18 protein-coding genes are annotated in these 16,008 nt (G+C 42.8%); 7 read left to right on the top strand and 11 right to left on the bottom strand.

The window, feature by feature from the left end:
- Window positions 1–560: 560 nt before the first annotated feature.
- Together J4N44_RS20075 and J4N44_RS20070 are read left to right on the top strand one after the other, a co-directional pair.
- Window positions 561–1,181 carry a LysE family translocator gene (locus J4N44_RS20075; RefSeq protein WP_026138377.1) on the top strand — a complete coding sequence of 207 codons (621 nt, stop codon included), beginning with the start codon at window positions 561–563 and terminating at the stop codon, window positions 1,179–1,181.
- A gap of 45 nt (window positions 1,182–1,226) precedes the next feature.
- Entirely contained in the window at window positions 1,227–1,493 is a 267-nt protein-coding gene (locus tag J4N44_RS20070; RefSeq protein ID WP_252045653.1) for a hypothetical protein, read from the top strand.
- Between the two features lie 138 nt (window positions 1,494–1,631).
- Here the strand turns inward: J4N44_RS20070 and secF are convergent, their stop codons facing one another.
- The 4 genes from secF to J4N44_RS20050 all read right to left on the bottom strand — a co-directional run bounded on the left by secF (window position 1,632) and on the right by J4N44_RS20050 (window position 5,834).
- Window positions 1,632–2,534 carry a protein translocase subunit SecF gene (secF, locus tag J4N44_RS20065; RefSeq protein WP_005453603.1) on the bottom strand — a complete coding sequence of 301 codons (903 nt, stop codon included), beginning with the start codon at window positions 2,532–2,534 and terminating at the stop codon, window positions 1,632–1,634.
- 2 nt (window positions 2,535–2,536) lie between these two features.
- Entirely contained in the window at window positions 2,537–4,375 is a 1,839-nt protein-coding gene (secD, locus tag J4N44_RS20060; protein WP_252045652.1) for a protein translocase subunit SecD, read from the bottom strand.
- 166 nt (window positions 4,376–4,541) lie between these two features.
- A complete protein-coding gene (locus tag J4N44_RS20055) occupies window positions 4,542–5,021 on the bottom strand; it encodes a hypothetical protein (RefSeq protein WP_009696226.1) in 480 nt (159 codons plus the stop codon).
- A 144-nt stretch (window positions 5,022–5,165) separates the two neighbouring features.
- Window positions 5,166–5,834, bottom strand: coding sequence for an SH3 domain-containing protein (locus J4N44_RS20050; RefSeq protein WP_017819307.1), 669 nt, complete (start codon window positions 5,832–5,834; stop codon window positions 5,166–5,168).
- A 116-nt stretch (window positions 5,835–5,950) separates the two neighbouring features.
- Between J4N44_RS20050 and J4N44_RS20045 the strand changes: the two genes are divergently transcribed.
- The gene (locus J4N44_RS20045; RefSeq protein WP_017188730.1) at window positions 5,951–6,493 is read left to right on the top strand and encodes a hypothetical protein; all 543 of its coding nucleotides are present in this window, start codon (window positions 5,951–5,953) and stop codon (window positions 6,491–6,493) included.
- Between the two features lie 176 nt (window positions 6,494–6,669).
- Window positions 6,670–6,900: a hypothetical protein gene (locus J4N44_RS28220; protein ID WP_074051703.1), complete on the top strand. Its 231-nt coding sequence runs from the start codon at window positions 6,670–6,672 to the stop codon at window positions 6,898–6,900.
- Window positions 6,901–6,956: 56 nt separating this feature from the next.
- Here the strand turns inward: J4N44_RS28220 and J4N44_RS20040 are convergent, their stop codons facing one another.
- Window positions 6,957–7,562: a class I SAM-dependent methyltransferase gene (locus J4N44_RS20040; RefSeq protein ID WP_005453590.1), complete on the bottom strand. Its 606-nt coding sequence runs from the start codon at window positions 7,560–7,562 to the stop codon at window positions 6,957–6,959.
- Between the two features lie 162 nt (window positions 7,563–7,724).
- On the bottom strand, window positions 7,725–8,180 hold the full coding sequence (locus J4N44_RS20035; RefSeq protein WP_252045651.1) for an Lrp/AsnC family transcriptional regulator: 456 nt from the start codon (window positions 8,178–8,180) through the stop codon (window positions 7,725–7,727).
- A gap of 149 nt (window positions 8,181–8,329) precedes the next feature.
- On the opposite strand from J4N44_RS20035, the gene J4N44_RS20030 reads away from it, so the two are divergent.
- Window positions 8,330–9,256: a DMT family transporter gene (locus tag J4N44_RS20030; protein WP_252045650.1), complete on the top strand. Its 927-nt coding sequence runs from the start codon at window positions 8,330–8,332 to the stop codon at window positions 9,254–9,256.
- Window positions 9,257–9,349: 93 nt separating this feature from the next.
- Window positions 9,350–10,012, top strand: coding sequence for a PilZ domain-containing protein (locus tag J4N44_RS20025; RefSeq protein ID WP_047515332.1), 663 nt, complete (start codon window positions 9,350–9,352; stop codon window positions 10,010–10,012).
- 67 nt (window positions 10,013–10,079) lie between these two features.
- Here the strand turns inward: J4N44_RS20025 and luxQ are convergent, their stop codons facing one another.
- The 5 genes from luxQ to J4N44_RS20000 all read right to left on the bottom strand — a co-directional run bounded on the left by luxQ (window position 10,080) and on the right by J4N44_RS20000 (window position 15,379).
- Window positions 10,080–12,659 carry a quorum-sensing autoinducer 2 sensor kinase/phosphatase LuxQ gene (gene luxQ / locus J4N44_RS20020; RefSeq protein WP_005453581.1) on the bottom strand — a complete coding sequence of 860 codons (2,580 nt, stop codon included), beginning with the start codon at window positions 12,657–12,659 and terminating at the stop codon, window positions 10,080–10,082.
- A complete protein-coding gene (locus J4N44_RS20015; protein WP_005453580.1) occupies window positions 12,659–13,756 on the bottom strand; it encodes an autoinducer 2-binding periplasmic protein LuxP in 1,098 nt (365 codons plus the stop codon). The genes luxQ and J4N44_RS20015 overlap by 1 nt, the downstream gene beginning before the upstream one ends.
- A 349-nt stretch (window positions 13,757–14,105) precedes the next feature.
- On the bottom strand, window positions 14,106–14,432 hold the full coding sequence (locus J4N44_RS20010; RefSeq protein ID WP_017188723.1) for a GIY-YIG nuclease family protein: 327 nt from the start codon (window positions 14,430–14,432) through the stop codon (window positions 14,106–14,108).
- A complete protein-coding gene (locus tag J4N44_RS20005; RefSeq protein WP_252045649.1) occupies window positions 14,429–15,082 on the bottom strand; it encodes a YceH family protein in 654 nt (217 codons plus the stop codon). Before J4N44_RS20005 ends, J4N44_RS20010 begins: the two co-directional genes overlap by 4 nt.
- A gap of 93 nt (window positions 15,083–15,175) precedes the next feature.
- Complete coding sequence (locus tag J4N44_RS20000) at window positions 15,176–15,379, bottom strand: hypothetical protein (protein WP_009696233.1); 204 nt, start codon at window positions 15,377–15,379, stop codon at window positions 15,176–15,178.
- A gap of 238 nt (window positions 15,380–15,617) precedes the next feature.
- Between J4N44_RS20000 and J4N44_RS19995 the strand changes: the two genes are divergently transcribed.
- Entirely contained in the window at window positions 15,618–15,932 is a 315-nt protein-coding gene (locus J4N44_RS19995; RefSeq protein ID WP_005453573.1) for a DUF496 family protein, read from the top strand.
- Window positions 15,933–16,008 lie beyond the last annotated feature (76 nt).

Below are 16,008 nucleotides of genomic sequence, written 5' to 3'. Positions count from 1 at the left end.
ATGAAATGTTATAAAAAAGTTAATTACACATAAACCACTGTTTTAAAAGAAGAAACACTAAAGACAATTTGATTATTAATTTTGTAAATCACTTTGCATTCAGTAAGTTATACGAATTTCTATCTATGTTGCATTTGCAAATGGTTTAAGATCATCTTTCATTTAGAAACTAATAGATCGCAATTAAATTATCGAGTCAATAGTTAACAAAGCTCAACTAATAATTATGAAATATATCATTAGCTTACATCCTACTTTGGGTATTTAATCTAAGTAAAACATGGTCAAAATGACATAAATACCAATTAAAAAATAATATAACTGGTAATTAAACTAACTAATTTCTACAACTAAGTTATCTCATATTAATTTATAAATGATTTTATTTGGTGCAACAGCGCACTAATATGTCGCACACATTTAATTGTTATTTAAATTTTATTAAACAGTTGAATGTTAACCCTATACCTCCAACCTCTACTGTTTTTAGATGTGGCATTGAATGCCAGTTTGCACTATCTTTGATACTTCTTTATTTACTTACACACTCATCAATATTCATGAATACCGCCTTGTTAACCATGTTCATCCCTACCTTCTTCTTTGTGTCCATTACACCTGGGATGTGTATGACGCTTGCCTTAACGTTAGGTATGAGTATCGGATATCGTCGCACCCTTTGGATGATGATTGGCGAACTGTTTGGTGTTGCTTTAGTTTCAATCTCTGCAGTGCTCGGTATCGCAGCCATCATGCTCACTTACCCTTGGCTCTTTACCGTACTAAAATTGATTGGCGGCGGTTATCTGCTTTATTTAGGGGTTGAGATGTGGCGCTCACGAGGCAAACTTGCCATTAATGTTGATAGCATTGATGTTCCTACTAGCGGTAACTGGGATTTGGTTTTGCAAGGCTTTGTCACCGCAATTGCAAACCCGAAAGGCTGGGCGTTCATGATTTCACTTTTGCCGCCTTTTATTGATCAAACTGCGGCTCTTGCTCCTCAGCTCATCGTGCTTGTTTCTATTATTTTGATGTTCGAGTTCATTTGTATGTCTCTTTACGCAACGGGTGGTAAAGGATTGAAGCGATTGCTAGGCCAATCCAAAAATGTACGCTTAATGAACCGAATCGCTGGCACTTTGATGATGGGAGTGGGTATTTGGCTCTTAATGAGTTAGAAAAAGCAGTATTGATGAAACAGGTCTAGTGATGAAAAACAAGTTATGAAGAACATTTTAAGCAGGCTCAAACAATCCTTTGGTGAGGTGTTGGATTTTCAAGCCCGAGTGTGGGTAGTGAACGTCTATGCTGGCGAACATAAAGGTGAGTCTTACGTGGTCAATGAGGACAGCTTTTCTGAACCGTTACAATGGATGAAAAAGAAGGGCTATAAAGGAGCAATGCTCACCAAAGTCGAGTCAATGAAGCGATCTCAGATCATCGAATTTGATTTAGGTTCAGTCAAGTATCGACTAATGCGCGTGAAGTAGCGTCCGATTCTATTTCTTTTCCCTTTTCCCTTTTCCCTTTTCCCTTTTCCCTTTTCCCTTTTCCCTTTTCCCTTTTCCCAGATAAAAAAGCGCCACTCAGAAGAGTGGCGCAAGCACTTTTACCTTAAACACCAAGTATTATGGTGCAGTGTCGATCTCTACTGGTAAGTAGTGTTTTGGTTCTAGCTTCAACCATTCAGGAAGCACCGTACCAATCGAGATTGATGACCACGTACCAGACAGTACGCCAATGAACATTGCGGTAGAGAAACCTGCCAATGCAGAACCGCCCATAATCCACAACGCACCAACAGTGATTAAAGTAGTACCTGATGTCACCATAGTACGTGAGAATGTCGCCAATACCGCTTCATCGTTGATCTGTTCTGTTTTCCAATTTTGCTTCGCAACAAGCAGTTCACGAATACGGTCAGCGATGATGATCGAGTCATTAAGCGAGTAACCAAGAATCGCCAAAATCGCCGCAAACACCGTCAGGTTGAACTCCATTTGTGTAATCGCAAAGAAGCCCAATACTAAGATAACATCGTGCGCCAACGCGAATAGAGAGCCACTTGCCAGACGCCATTCAAAGCGGAAACACAAGTAACCAAGAATCGTCAGTACCGATACTAATAATGCTAAGCCACCTTGGTCGAACAGGTCCTGACCCACTTGAGCACCCACGATGCTGTTACTTACTACATCTACTTGATGTGAAATAGGCTTAAGTACATCTGCAACATTAGGTAATGTATGACCTTCTGCCGGTGCTGAGTAACGAATAACCCAACGACCATCTTCGCCTGAACGGGTTACAGATGTTGATTCACCAAGCTTTGGTTGCAGCGCATTAAGCAAATCATGGTTAGTCAATTGTTTATCGACTTTCACTTCAGTAACCATACCACCAGTGAAATCGAGACCTAGGTTTAACCCTTTCATACCCAGAGCAACCAGAGCAATAATCGTCAACACAACCGATACAGCTGTCGTGAAGTAACGAATCTTACGGATATTTTGTTTTAGCATTTCGACCATGATTAAACCCTCACATCACGACGGGCATCGCGGCCCCAAATTAAATTGATCATTGCACGAGAAGCAAATACGCCTGTAAACATACTGGTCATCAGACCCAGACCTAGCGTCAGCGCAAAGCCTTGGATTGGACCGTTACCAATCGCGTATAGAATCACGGCAGTGATCATGGTTGTGATGTTGGCATCAAGGATAGTAGCGAACGCGCTGTCGAAGCCTAAGTCGATAGCTTGTGCAAAACTACGACCTTCACGCATCTTGTCCTTAATACGTTCGAAAATAATTACGTTGGTATCCACCGCCATACCGACAGTCAATACCAAGCCTGCGATACCAGGAAGTGTTAGCACGGCACCAGGAAGTAGTGCGATTAGACCAAGTAAGCAAAGCATGTTTGCACACAAAGCCACGTTCGCAACCCAACCAAGACGACGGTACCAAAGTGCCATAAATGTCAGTGTTAGACCCATACCAAGAGCAAGAGCAGCGAAACCGTTTTGGATGTTTTCTGCACCTAGAGAAGCACCAATTGTGCGTTCTTCAACAATCGTTACCGGAGCGGTCAATGAACCCGCACGTAGAAGCAAGGCAAGTTGCTGTGCTTCATCCATGCTACCCGCACCTGTAATACGGAATTGGCTACCCAATTGAGACTGGATAGTTGCAACACTGATAACGCGCTCGCTACGCTCTGTCATACCACGTTCGTTAGTTTTGTACTCACGGTAGACTGTCGCCATTGGCTTGCCAATATGCGTTGCAGAGAAGTCACTCATCTTCTTACCACCAGCGTGGTCTAGAGAGATGTTTACTTCTGACATGCCCATTTTATCAACGCCCGCGCGCGCATTTACAATATGCTCACCCGTTAGTACTGGGCGCTTAGAAAGAATCACTGTACGGCCATCGTTGTCTTTCAGGACAAGGTCTTGGCTGCTACGTGCTTGACCTGCGTCTTTCACTTCGTAGAACGCAAGACTTGCTGTTGCGCCAATGACGTTTTTCGCTTGTGCAGGGTCTTGAACACCTGGTAGCTCGATACGAATGCTCTCTTTACCTTGGCGTTGTACCAACGCTTCAGTAATACCAAGCTCTTCGATACGACCACGCATGATCTTCAAGTTTTGTTGCAGTGTCGTTGTTTGGAATTCTTGGATGTTTTGTTCGCTTGGTTGAAGTTCAAAGCCACGATCTGAGCTTGTCATTGTCCAACCAGGGTAGTTTTGACGAATGAATTGGCTCGCCGCTTTTAAGCCCGCTTCGTTTTCACTATTTACTGCGATGTGGTTATGCGCTTCAGCACGAACTTGAACGCCACGTACACGTTGCTCACGCAGGCTCGCTTTGATCTCATCAACCAATGCGTCGCGCTGTTCTTCAAACGCTTTATTTACATCTACATTCAATAGGAATTGAACGCCGCCACGAAGGTCAAGACCAAGCTTGATTGGGCTGAAACCCATCTCGTTTAACCATTCTGGGGCAACAGACACGTATGAGAACGTGATGCTGTCATCTTTGCCTAACTGATCGTTAAGCAATACACGAGCCTTACTTTGCGCATCTTCACCATCAAAAACAATGGTGGTCTTACCGTCTTTTTCAATGATTTTAGAGGCTGGAATATGGTGCGTTTTTAACAGCTGGTCGAGCTGAACCACTGACATCGCACTGTTGTTTTGGTCAGCAAACGTCACCTGAATAGAAGGCTGCTCACCAAACCAAGTTGGGATGGCGCTAAGGGTTAAGATAATAACCGTCGTAATTAAAACGACGTATTTCCATGCTGAATAGTGATTCAGCACTTTTCTGTTCTTTTGTGGTTTTGGTGTTTTCTTCATGTAAACATCATCCCTTCACTGCTCAGTGAAGTTTTATTTAGTTAGATTCAAGACACGACAAAACGCTCACCTGAACAACATACAGGTATGGAATGCCCAGAGCTTCAGTTACTCTGTTGAAGAATTGCCGTGTTAGAAATGCACAAAATGTGCAGAGTGATGGTGTTTAAGCAGAAAACTGACTATTGAGGGCGACGTACATCGCATTGGTTTCTTTCCAACCAGAAAGGCGGTGGTCGCTAACAAAGTGATTAAATGTCGATTGGCTTTGACGCCAGCTGATATCCATAAGGCTATAGGCATAGCCAGCATCAGCATAAAACGGGGCATTTAAATCGCCGATGAAATCAATGTGTTCATCGTCAATGTTCTCACGAAGGTGCGTTGTCCAACGTTGAGAATTAAAGATGGCAAACGAATCTTGGAAAGCATGACCTTCAGATACTGGAGATTGGGTGCTTTCCTCAGAGAGTTCTGAGAAATCAACTGGAGAGTTCGATGCAGAGTTGCTCGCCGTAAATGGCTGCAACTTAGAAAAGTGAGGTAAGTAGGATTTCTGTTCTGCTTGTGCAGCCGACGCCTGCATTGGCGATAAAGCCATTGCAAGAAGCAGCAAAAACAGTTTTCTAACGTAAATCCAAGGCATGGTAGCTCACTTAAAACAAAACGAGCCGAGTTCTTCAACTCAGCTCGGTGATAGTATTCCTATTGCTTATACTTAACAACTAAAAAGTTATAAATCTCTGTTTCCAACCGTGGAACGCAGTTGCCAGCAAGCCTTAAGCGGTATTCATCGATAAAATATTTCACCTTTATCGACATCCAAATAGATTTTGTTTTCTTGTTCCAAGCCACCACAGTAGATGAAGTAAACATTGCGGGTTTTGTAAGTGACAGAACGCACCCACCCACCTAATTCTTCAAAATCACTTGGGTCGCAAGTCTCATCATCGAGCAGTTGCTGCGTTTTGTTACGAAACATATCGAGATGCGTTTTTAAATCGTCTGATTTTTGCAAATACCCATCAAGGATCTCCAAGCGCTCTTGCTCTTTGATGACAGGTTCTGAGTCTGATAATCCTTTTGAGTCTACCCACTCAGCGGTCTCTTCCCCACCCTCTTCATACACAATGTAATCCGTCAAGCGGAACCAGCCATTAGATTTCTCCAATACCGATACCTTCTCACCTTTATACAGCGCATCAATAATCAACGCCTGATGATCTGGCTTATTGTAAACATCGATCCGGCGCTCAATCACATAGTACTCGGTGACCTCAGGTGCGGGCGCCTCAAGATCCATAATCGGTTTGGGTTTTTCTGCAGGTTCGGCTGGTTTCTCTGGCTCTTTTTCCTGTTCAGCGACAGGGTCGTCTTGCTGCATAAAGAAGAAGTAATACCCTGCGCCCGCTCCCCCTAACAAGAGCAAGACAACGATTAAGATCAAGGCTTTCTTCATATTCCGTTCCTTTTTCATTCCTTACGCAGTAAGCACCGTCACACTAACTATACTGATAGAGAGTGCATAACGGACGCAAAAACTAATCAACGAGAAAGCTAATTAGTGTGAAAACAATGATGAATAAGTTCAAATGGATATTGCTACTGCTTCCACTTCCTGCTTACGCAAGCATTCAGTGTGACCACGCATCATGGAATGACAATCTTACCCAATTCAACCGTTTAGAGTCCAATTACAATAGATACGTTGAGACATTCAATACGCTTCTCACTGAACACAAACAAAGACAACTGCTCTCTCAGACCTTCTCCCTACGTGAACTTACCTTGTTGTGGCAGGCACAAACTAACCAACGAGCTTTTCAAAGTCAGCTTAAGGCGTCGATTCAATATCGCGAAGAACTCACCAGTAAAGCGCGAGAGTTAGAGAAACTCAGCATTGAGTCAAATTGGATGGCAAACGGATGGCAAAAACTCGCAAGTAAATGTGAAATTTCTGATGCCACAGCCAACCAAATTAGCGCCGAATGGTATCAAACAAACGCTTCCCAACTCGCTAAAGATTATACGCAACTGGCAACACAATATCTTGGTTTAGCGCAGCTGTACGATAAAGAAGCCAACGCATTAAAATACGTGCAAAATGAATCTGACTAAGTCTGTTCATATTGGGATTGTTCCCTTTATTGAAATTGAGCAATTAATAGGCAAACAGGTCAATTTATAGAGAGGTACGTCACAATAACGCTTTACTTACGAGCAGATTTTGGGTAATTTACCCATTAACAAAATTTAATATAAAGTCACATTTGGCTGGAGATGATGCTAAACCAATGGTTATCAATCGATTAAGTAACAGGGATTGTCCTAATGCTACCAAAGCCAAGTTTTTGTCAGTAGTTAGGCATGTTAAAGAGTTCGGTTCAATCAGTGATTTGGACCTATGTAAAATCTTCGGAGAAACAATTTGGAGTGATGGGAGGGAATACCATTCAGCTGCTTTCTCTTTTAGGGTTGATAGACACACAGGTAACTGTGAGATCTCAAAATACAAATACCAATAAGGCTTAAAAGACTATTCGAACGGAGACAGGAAACTGTCTCCGTTTTTTATTGTCGGTTATTTTGGCATCACGATAGTAAAATCATGATCGGAATAACCTTCAATTAAGTAACTTCTCTCACTCAACAGCTTGCAATAACGCAGTACACCATCTTTGTTGTGAGACTCTAACATCCGCATGCTGGGTAACTTAGCCTCATCCAACAGATTAAACACACAAGCAATACTCGCAGTCTGATACATTTTCTCAATCATCTCGATTGTATGATTTGGGTTGGCAGATTGGTAATTGAGCGAGCCAGATGCAAATACATAGTGCGCTTTCGGCAAAATCAAGTTAGAGAAATCGCCCCGGATAAACTGCGTATCAGTAATGAAATGACGCTTGCGAGATTCCACGATAAACCGCTTTTGTTGATCAATGCCGATATAATGACTGGGGCTATTGCCTTTTTGTTCTATATACGCCAACAAATCTCCATATCCACAACCAATATCAAGAATACTTTTGCCATTAAGGTCTAAATCCCGACATAAGGCTTCAAAGCGTGTGACTTGGCTGAAAGTGTCTTGCCACCCCAGCGTCCTGGCTCTGTCTTCGCCAAATTGTTTGTGTCTTTTTCGGTGATAATGTGCGATGCGTAATCTGTCGAGCCACTTCATGATTGCTTTGTTTGTTGGGTTTGTGAATAACCGTATTTATGAGTATACCCAGTAACTTCAAGATGCAGAATTCTGAGCATTGTCATTGATTCGAGGTCAAGGAAAACAACGCCGCGTCTACAAGACAAATCGTTCTCGAAGAACCTAGCATCTCGAGGTTACTTAGGTATAAATCGGTAAGTTACCATTTCCTTTCACTTGGCGAATCGCTAAGTGCGTATGAATATCTTTGACGTTTTCAAGGATCTGGAGTTTTCGCGTAAAAGCTTCATAGCCAGTGAGATCTCTACTCACCACTTCTAATAGATAATCGCACGCCCCAGAAACAACATGGCAGGAGATCACTTCTTCCATTTCGCTTACCGCTTGCTCAAATTCATCTATTGAACTGGCTTGGTGATTATTAAGGCTTACTTCAACGAATACCGTCATTGCAATTCCCGCTTGTTCGCGAGAAACCATTGCGCGGTAACCACTGATCACGCCTTCTTGTTCCAAGCGTTTAATTCTTCGCGCACAAGGGGAAGCGGAAAGCCCCACTCTATCTGCCAGTTCGCTTGTTGTCATTGTGGCGTCTTGCTGGATCAAATCCAATAACTGTCGGTCAATTTTATCCATCTTGCCTTCCTTGCCAGATTTCGCCATGATTTTTTAATTCCATGCCGAAATTTACTAAGTTCTAACTGTATTAAGTCATATTTTGCCACCATTGAGCGTCACTTTCATTCGATAATTAACACATTATTTACAAATAAACGGAACCTCCCATGGCATTAGGATACGCCGCAATCATCACAACGCTCTTTCTTTGGTCTGGTTTCTTTCTATCGCTACGTGGAGGCGCAATTTCAGCCCTTCAACCTGCCGATATTGCCTTAACTCGCTTTTTCATTCCGGCGTTGGTGTTACTTCCTTTCGTCTTCAAATCCATGGATAAAGTACGCGCAGTACCGAACAAATATCTTATCGGTATCGTCATAGGAAGCGGACTCCCTTACTTGCTCGTTGCTGGCACCGCTATGCACTTTGCCCCAGTCGCCCATGGCAGTGCTCTGATACCTGGCACTTTGCCTCTGTTTGTCTCTGCGATTGCGGTCATTTGTTACCAGCAACCTCTTAGCCAACATCGTATGGTCGGTTTGTCTGCTGTCTTACTTGGGATTATGGTGTTCCTGCTGTCCAATCTCGGTGAAGAATACAACTGGGCACAATTAAAAGGGCACTTACTGTTTCTAGTCGGCAGCTTAATGTGGGCGGTATTTACCATCAGTGCTCGCGTTGCAAATTTAAGTGCTTATGTTTGCGCTGGGTTTGTTTCAGTCATTTCGTTTGCATTGCTGATTGTCGCTGTAGGTTTCGGTTGGTTGGATAGTTATTTAGCCATCACACCTATCACTGATTGGCCATGGAAAGAGCTTGTTGGTCATCTCGTATTACAAGGTATCGGAGCAGGTCTATTAGCATCTTTCACTTTTCTTTACGCAATCAGAACCATTGGAGCGGAAGCCAGCGCCGCATTCGGATCTCTCACACCAGTATTGGCAACCTTACTCGCAATGCCAGTGTTTAATGAGCAGCCTGATACCCTTACATGGTGTGCTTTAATATTGGTGACTTGCGGTAGTATCGTGGCGAGTAATATCCTGATGAAACAAGACCCTAGTCAGAAATATCAGCCACCTGTTCACAGATAACAATAAAATTGCATAACTTTTTACAGGCACCTATTGAAAGCCAAAATAGCGTTTTGATAACCTGTTGCGATAATAAATTAAACGTCAGATGTTATGCCTTCAACTCATACAAAAGATGAACTGCATAAATTCCTAAAAACAGGGATGCGAATCTCGGTAAATTTCGAGTTCGGTCAGGAAGAAAAGTACATTTACGCTGCTACTTATTTAGGGCTTAAAGAAAACGCTTATATCATTCTCGACATACCCGCTCGGTTATTAGAAGAGCAAGCGCTAAGAAAACTCACCAATGTGGACGTTGTTATCCGTGGTGTGTCAGATACGGATCTGGGGCATGTGATTGCTTTTAAGACCAGTGTGCTGATGAACTTGGTCCGACCGTCTCCGTTATTGTTTGTACGGATTCCTGCCACCTTCGCGACGAAGCCTGTGCGTGAACATGAGCGTTATAAATTGCAATTAGACTGTGCAATAGACCACACTGGCAATAAATATGATGGCAGTTTGGTCGACTTCTCTCTTTCTGGCTGTGGAATTTCGACGTTGGTTGAACCCGAGTTTGAAATCGGTGAACGAATTACGATTGAATCCCCTTTAAGTGGCTATATCGACGAAGAAAACCACTGCTCAGTTGCCAATATTAAGAAGCTACCAAAAGGTTGGATTATAGGCGTGAAATTTGAGGTACCGCTTGATATGTCCGAAGAATTGAAGAATGAGTTACTAGAGCATTCTTTTTCAGCCAGCACGATTTAGGCTGCATAAGGTTCTCAACCGTAAAGAACTAAAAAGGGAGCATCATGCTCCCTTTGCTATTTCTGCATTACGTCCGTTCTAGCAAAAATCTTTGCTTAAAATCGACAAACGCTTCATGTAATGCGTTTTCTTTGATTGGCTTGAGCAAGACATAATTCGCCCCTGCCGCCATAAATGCATCACTAGTTTCTTTAGCTGTATCAGCCGTACAGGCATAAATAGGCGTACCAAGTCGCAAGTTCTGACGGATCTCATGAGTTGTTTCAATACCACCAAGATGCGGTAATTGATTGTCCATCAAGATAAGGTCATAAGTATTGTCCGCGAGAAACTCCATCGCTTCTAATCCATCTTTTGCCCAATCAACCTGCATTTTGTACTTCTTGCAGAACGCCTGAAGAATAAAGGCATTGGTGTGATTGTCCTCCACCAGCAACACTTTCAAACTCTCATCAAACAAAGCTTCAGGCTTAACGCGTTGACTGACTTCTAACGGTCGGAATACACGCTCACGGTCTTTTACCGGCAATGTCACAACGAAAGTTGTGCCCATCCCTTTACTACTACGAACCTGAACATCGCCTTCCAACATATCGACAAGATTCTTAACGATGGTTAAGCCTAAACCACTGCCACCGTATTCTCGTGTTGTTGTTGCTTCTTCTTGTACAAACGGTTCGAACATTTGGTCTAACTTGTCCGACTCAATCCCGATCCCCGTATCAGTAATTTCAACAACCAATACACTGTTCTCTGCACCATAAAATTGCTCAAGCTCGGCATGGATCCGGATAGAACCCGACGGAGTAAACTTGGCGGAGTTACTAACAAGGTTAAACAGAATTTGGTTGAGTCGAACTTGATCCGTAAAGATTTCGACATTCGGATCCAGTTTGTTTTCGATAACCAGCTCAACACCTTTATTTGTACAGATTGGACGATAGATATTTTCCAATGTGCGAATCGTATCGGAGAATGAGAACGGGTGCTTCTGGATATTAAACTTACCTTGCTCTATCTTGGAGAAATCCAAAATATCATTCAGTACGGCAAGTAAGTGCTCACCACTGTGGCACAGAACATCAATTTGGTTCTTCTGCTCTTGAGTTTCTACCGTGTCTTTAAGCAATTGCGCAACACCTAAGATACCGTTAATTGGAGTACGGATCTCATGACTCATCTTCGCAAGGAAATCAGCTCTAGCTTGTGCAGACTTCTCTGCTTCTCTACGTGCGATATTACTTTGCTTTTCCGCTTCAATCAGAGTTGTAATGTCTTGCCCTTGCACAATGATGCCACTGATATCACCATCGACACGAATTGGTGATAGGTTCCAACGGTAAATCTTATTCCCAATTGGAACGTTGACGCCTGTTAACGTCGCACCTTGCGCTGCCATCTTTAGGTGAGGTGTCAATTTATCTTTGAAGCCTTGGAAGACAGGATGCATGGTTTCATTGTCATCTTCGATAACGAGCTCTTTGCGTGCTGCAGGGTTCATTTGGATAAGAACACTTTCCTCAGACCACACCATAATCGGTGATAACGCGAAGTTAAACAGGTCTCGGAATGACTTCTTCTGCGCCTCTAGTTCCTCAAAAGTACTTTCAAGAGTAGAGCCGATATGATCGAACTCTTCGATATCCGAGCCATCAAAGCGCTCAAAACCCTTTTCCTCACGCGCGGAACGAGTATAGGACATCAGAGACTCCAACTGCGCCGCTACCTTACTCTCGATCCATTCTTTAGTGAGCAACGCAATCATGATCATACCGATGATAGAAGCCAACATTGCTAGGATATGTTGGATCTGCAACGTAACAACGCTTTGGTTATCCTGCACAGTAAGCAAGCATAACTCTGTCGTCACGGCATTCACTTCTATTGGAGTTTGAATCACTAGAAGTTTGTCGAGCCTTCTTTCTGAACCTTTGCGCTGCAAAATATCCGCAACATTGTATGGCTCGTCACCAATTAAGGAGTTAGCTAAAGGGACGTTATTCGCCACAAGGACCACATTGTCGACATTACTTTCGCTTTTTAGCTTCTCCATCAAAGCGAAGTTGTTATCAAGCACTACAACATTAAAAGAGAAGCCAAGCACTTCACCTGTCGCAGGATCCAACACTGGCACGCGACGCGTCAGCATATGTCTAGAACCAATAGAGGTCATCACATTAATGTAATACCAGTTATTACTAAAGGTGACTCGGTTCGCCAAACTGTCGAGGATAAGATCATTCACACCATAGAAATGTGCATTACCATCATCCCAAATGATGCCCTTATGATCGGTCAGAAAGCGAAACTCTGGCGTGTGCGATGGGTCACTTTGATCGATACTGAGAAAGAAAAAGTTAAGTGCATCAGTGTCGCGATTGGTGTAAAAGTCACGAATCACTTCACTTTTTGAGTTGCTGTCATGATGTATTTGAATCGCCGCAAAGTGACTATCAAATATATTGTGGATCAATGCAGAGGTTTGTTGCTTCGTTCTGTCGACTTCTTGCCAAATGATCTGTTTAGAGAAGTAATAGCTCTGAATAAAAATCCCTAGAATGATCGGAGCAAGAACAAGAATGATGATCTTTGTTATGAGCGTCGCCAGTGAGCGACGCTTCTTTATGTTTGATCGAGTTATTGTCATCAATTATCTGAATATCTAAATGCACGCTTCTTCAGCGTTTCGATTCTTTCCGGTGAATCAGCTTTGGTAACAATTTCAAAATCACCGGAATATACGGTTGGGACAGGTTTTCCTTCCAAATCCCACTTAATGGCTTCTGCCATGGCAATACCAGTATCATCATTCATACGCATGACAGTGATATCTAAGTCGCCTTTCTGAATAGCGTCAAGTTCTGCTGAACCACCGCCCCAACCGTTGATCATAACGTCACTTCGCCCTAAATCTGCTAACGCCTCAACAGCGCCTAACGCAACATCAGTCGAGCACGCATAAATAAAATCAACATCTGGGTGCTTTTCTAAACTTGCTTTTGCAGCATCATATCCCGACTGCTTTGTTGCTTTAGTGTAGTACGCTGATTGTAGTTCAAAGTTATTATCACGGTTAACCTGATGAATAAACGTGTCACCTCTCACATCACTAATGTACCCTTCCGAGAAATAGAGCACACTGTAATAGGTGTGCTTTGGAAAGTACTTTCCGAATTCTGTCGCTAATTCACGGCTGCCTTCCGCGTGATCAAATCCGACATATAAAAACGGTTGATGTTTATCCCATTCACGCACTGGTGTCGTGATATTTTGTAAGATCAATTTGGTGTTTGTTGAATCAAGAACGTGTTCAACAAATTTGCGGTGTCTGGTTGTATCTAACGTAAAAATCAAATAATCGGATTTGCTCTTCAGCGCTTCCATTAACGACAAGCTTTGCTGCTTAATATCCGCATTAGGGCGTGTGAAAACTTGGTTGATCTGATAGTTGATATTTAGCTTGTCCAAGCGCTTTTCAAATGCCGCAATGTTTCTTACCCAGTAATCAGATACTTGCTGCCCCGGATAAACCACAGATATTTTAAGCGGACGCTTTTTGTTTTTAGAGAATGGTACAGGACGTTCACGAACGGCTTCTGCTAAAGCATTAGTGAGTTTTCGCTGCTGCGGGAATTCATCCAAGAACTCTTGATAACCCCAGTAGCCATTGAGCACTTGCGTTGCATGTGAAACAGGAGAGAAACCGACCATAGAAATCAGGGAAAATAGTAACGCTTTTTTCATCTGTTGCTCTTTTAGTTTTTTATGGAGCATGGAACTGCTCTATTTTATTACCTAGCCGAGTCATCCTTTACCCTATAATTCTGATATCCATAAATTGCCCGCTTCTATATAAATTTTTTTGATATTAAGCCTAGCAGGGCATCAATGTATTATGTGTTACTGTCGCCTGAAATGATACCCATAATAGACAAAAATAAACCGCCATTTGAAGGCGGTTTGCTCTCTAATACGCATAGTGTTAATTCAAATTGCCCAACATTGAACTAGCAGCACATATTTGGACTTTTTAGTTGATTAGAAGTTGTACAGCTCAATATTGGTCGAAAATGTCACTTGCGAAAATCATTGATTAATTTGAACACTTCACTCGAGTTTGAAATGCAAGAACATGTTTTTCATCGATGCAAATTTCAGCATCTTCGCTGACTAAGAGCTCTTTCTTAGCTTTAGTCAGTTGCTTGATAAAGTATTCCGCTTTCATCGCGACGCTTTTGCTTTCAAAAGAAGAGAACCATTCCAAGGTTAATGGTCCCTTCCCTTTCAGTGCTTTTGCACCTTTCCCGCTCTGATGCTGTTTGAAGCGTCGGTCCACATCATTCGTTACACCACAATACAGCGCATTGCGGTTATTACGGATTAGATAGACGCTCCAATTTTGCTCGGCAGTCTCACTCATGAAAGCTGAGATTCAACCTGTTCTTTTAATGCGGTCAGCTCTGCACGAAGTTCTGCCACTTCTTGTTCTAACTGGCTAATGCGCTCAGAACCGGCTGATGATGGCGCCGCACTTGCCACAGCCAACTCACTGATGTCTACCTCACCACAAAATAGATGCATGTAACGTGATTCACGCTTGCCCGCCTCGCGAGGCAGTTTAACCACAAGAGGTCCTTTCTCTTCGCTTGCAAGGTGCTCAAGAACGTTTTCAACTTCCTTTACATCATTAAATGTTGCTAGACGATTAGTGCGCGTGCGAATTTCGCCAGGGGTTTGAGCACCACGAAGCAGCATGCAACATACGATGCCTTTCTCTTGCTCGGTAAGTTGTAGGTCGCCAAACTCGGTATTACAGAATCGGTGTTGGTATTTGCTGACACGGCTATTGAAACCACTTTCATCACTGACAAGACGACGCTCGATGAGTGCATCAACCGCGTCTAGTACGTCTGCTTCAGACAATGACATGACAGGTTCGCGGTTGCTTTTTTGATTACATGCGTTCGTCAGCGCGTTAAGGCTTAGGGGGTATTGGTCGGGGGTGGTGACTTCTTTTTCGATTAAGCAGCCAATTACTCGTGCTTCAATTGCCGTTAGCTCAACTTTCATAATGCATTTCCTTATTATTGTTGCATTTGAATTTGGGTATCAGGCTAAAGCATAGCGCATGGACCTGACACCCTTTGCGAATCGGGTTAGGTCTTAATGCTCTGATAGAATCGACACTTTGGTCATTTTTCCATTCTCGTCAATCATCATTATCTTCGAACGATTGAGTTCGACTTCAGTGATTTCGAGTTGCGTTCTAGCAGCCACATACGCTGCTTTGAGTTTGGTAGCCAAAGAATCGTCTTGGTTATCGACCTCTTGGCTTTCGACTTGCTCCGCAATAGTCCCAGAGTTCATTTCGAGCTTCATATTTTTGTATTGAATGAAGTTGATGATATAGCGAAGGCTCCACCATGACAACGAGTCCCTTCACTCAAGTGAGCAACATTCACGCTTTTAGCACTCGATTGTTAACGCCACATCAGAATTGATGGATAAATGTCCAACCCAGCATGACGTTTGATCTAAAGACTGTTATGCCACGAGATGTTGTGCTTTAATCGAATCAGATATTCACAAATTAGGAAAGGGAACCATGAGTAGCGTATTTGAAATCGTGAACCAAGCTCGTCGTAAAAACAAACTAAAACGTGAGCTGCTTGATAACGAGAAAAAAGTTCGTGACAACCGTAAACGTGTAGACCTACTAGAAAACCTTCTAGACTACATCAAACCAGAAATGTCTCACGACGAAATCGTTGCAATCATCAAGAACATGAAAGCAGACTACGAAGACCGCGTTGACGATCACATCATCAAGAGTGCAGAAATTTCTAAAGCACGTCGTGACATCAGCCGTCGTATTCGCGAACTGACTGAAGAAGACAAACAAACTAGCGGCAAAAAATAAGCCCAAATAGTTGTAGAATTTAACCCCGAGCAGGGATAACTTGCTCGGGGTTTCTTTTTGTAACTTACAAAACCAG

The sequence above is a fragment of the Vibrio sp. SCSIO 43155 genome, assembly GCF_023716605.1.
GTDB lineage: Bacteria > Pseudomonadota > Gammaproteobacteria > Enterobacterales > Vibrionaceae > Vibrio > Vibrio harveyi.
The sequence above is the reverse complement of the archived record's forward strand: the minus strand, read 5'-3'. Positions and strand labels throughout refer to the sequence as shown.

Bases quoted from the DNA above. Each gene is read 5' to 3' on its own strand.
- J4N44_RS20075 (WP_026138377.1), top strand. From the start codon at position 561: ATGAATACCGCCTTGTTAACCATGTTCATCCCTACCTTCTTCTTTGTG.
- J4N44_RS20070 (WP_252045653.1), top strand. From the start codon at position 1,227: ATGAAGAACATTTTAAGCAGGCTCAAACAATCCTTTGGTGAGGTGTTG.
- secF (WP_005453603.1), bottom strand. From the start codon at position 2,534: ATGGTCGAAATGCTAAAACAAAATATCCGTAAGATTCGTTACTTCACG.
- secD (WP_252045652.1), bottom strand. From the start codon at position 4,375: ATGAAGAAAACACCAAAACCACAAAAGAACAGAAAAGTGCTGAATCAC.
- J4N44_RS20055 (WP_009696226.1), bottom strand. From the start codon at position 5,021: ATGCCTTGGATTTACGTTAGAAAACTGTTTTTGCTGCTTCTTGCAATG.
- J4N44_RS20050 (WP_017819307.1), bottom strand. From the start codon at position 5,834: ATGAAGAAAGCCTTGATCTTAATCGTTGTCTTGCTCTTGTTAGGGGGA.
- J4N44_RS20045 (WP_017188730.1), top strand. From the start codon at position 5,951: ATGATGAATAAGTTCAAATGGATATTGCTACTGCTTCCACTTCCTGCT.
- J4N44_RS28220 (WP_074051703.1), top strand. From the start codon at position 6,670: ATGGTTATCAATCGATTAAGTAACAGGGATTGTCCTAATGCTACCAAA.
- J4N44_RS20040 (WP_005453590.1), bottom strand. From the start codon at position 7,562: ATGAAGTGGCTCGACAGATTACGCATCGCACATTATCACCGAAAAAGA.
- J4N44_RS20035 (WP_252045651.1), bottom strand. From the start codon at position 8,180: ATGGATAAAATTGACCGACAGTTATTGGATTTGATCCAGCAAGACGCC.
- J4N44_RS20030 (WP_252045650.1), top strand. From the start codon at position 8,330: ATGGCATTAGGATACGCCGCAATCATCACAACGCTCTTTCTTTGGTCT.
- J4N44_RS20025 (WP_047515332.1), top strand. From the start codon at position 9,350: ATGCCTTCAACTCATACAAAAGATGAACTGCATAAATTCCTAAAAACA.
- luxQ (WP_005453581.1), bottom strand. From the start codon at position 12,659: ATGACAATAACTCGATCAAACATAAAGAAGCGTCGCTCACTGGCGACG.
- J4N44_RS20015 (WP_005453580.1), bottom strand. From the start codon at position 13,756: ATGAAAAAAGCGTTACTATTTTCCCTGATTTCTATGGTCGGTTTCTCT.
- J4N44_RS20010 (WP_017188723.1), bottom strand. From the start codon at position 14,432: ATGAGTGAGACTGCCGAGCAAAATTGGAGCGTCTATCTAATCCGTAAT.
- J4N44_RS20005 (WP_252045649.1), bottom strand. From the start codon at position 15,082: ATGAAAGTTGAGCTAACGGCAATTGAAGCACGAGTAATTGGCTGCTTA.
- J4N44_RS20000 (WP_009696233.1), bottom strand. From the start codon at position 15,379: ATGAACTCTGGGACTATTGCGGAGCAAGTCGAAAGCCAAGAGGTCGAT.
- J4N44_RS19995 (WP_005453573.1), top strand. From the start codon at position 15,618: ATGAGTAGCGTATTTGAAATCGTGAACCAAGCTCGTCGTAAAAACAAA.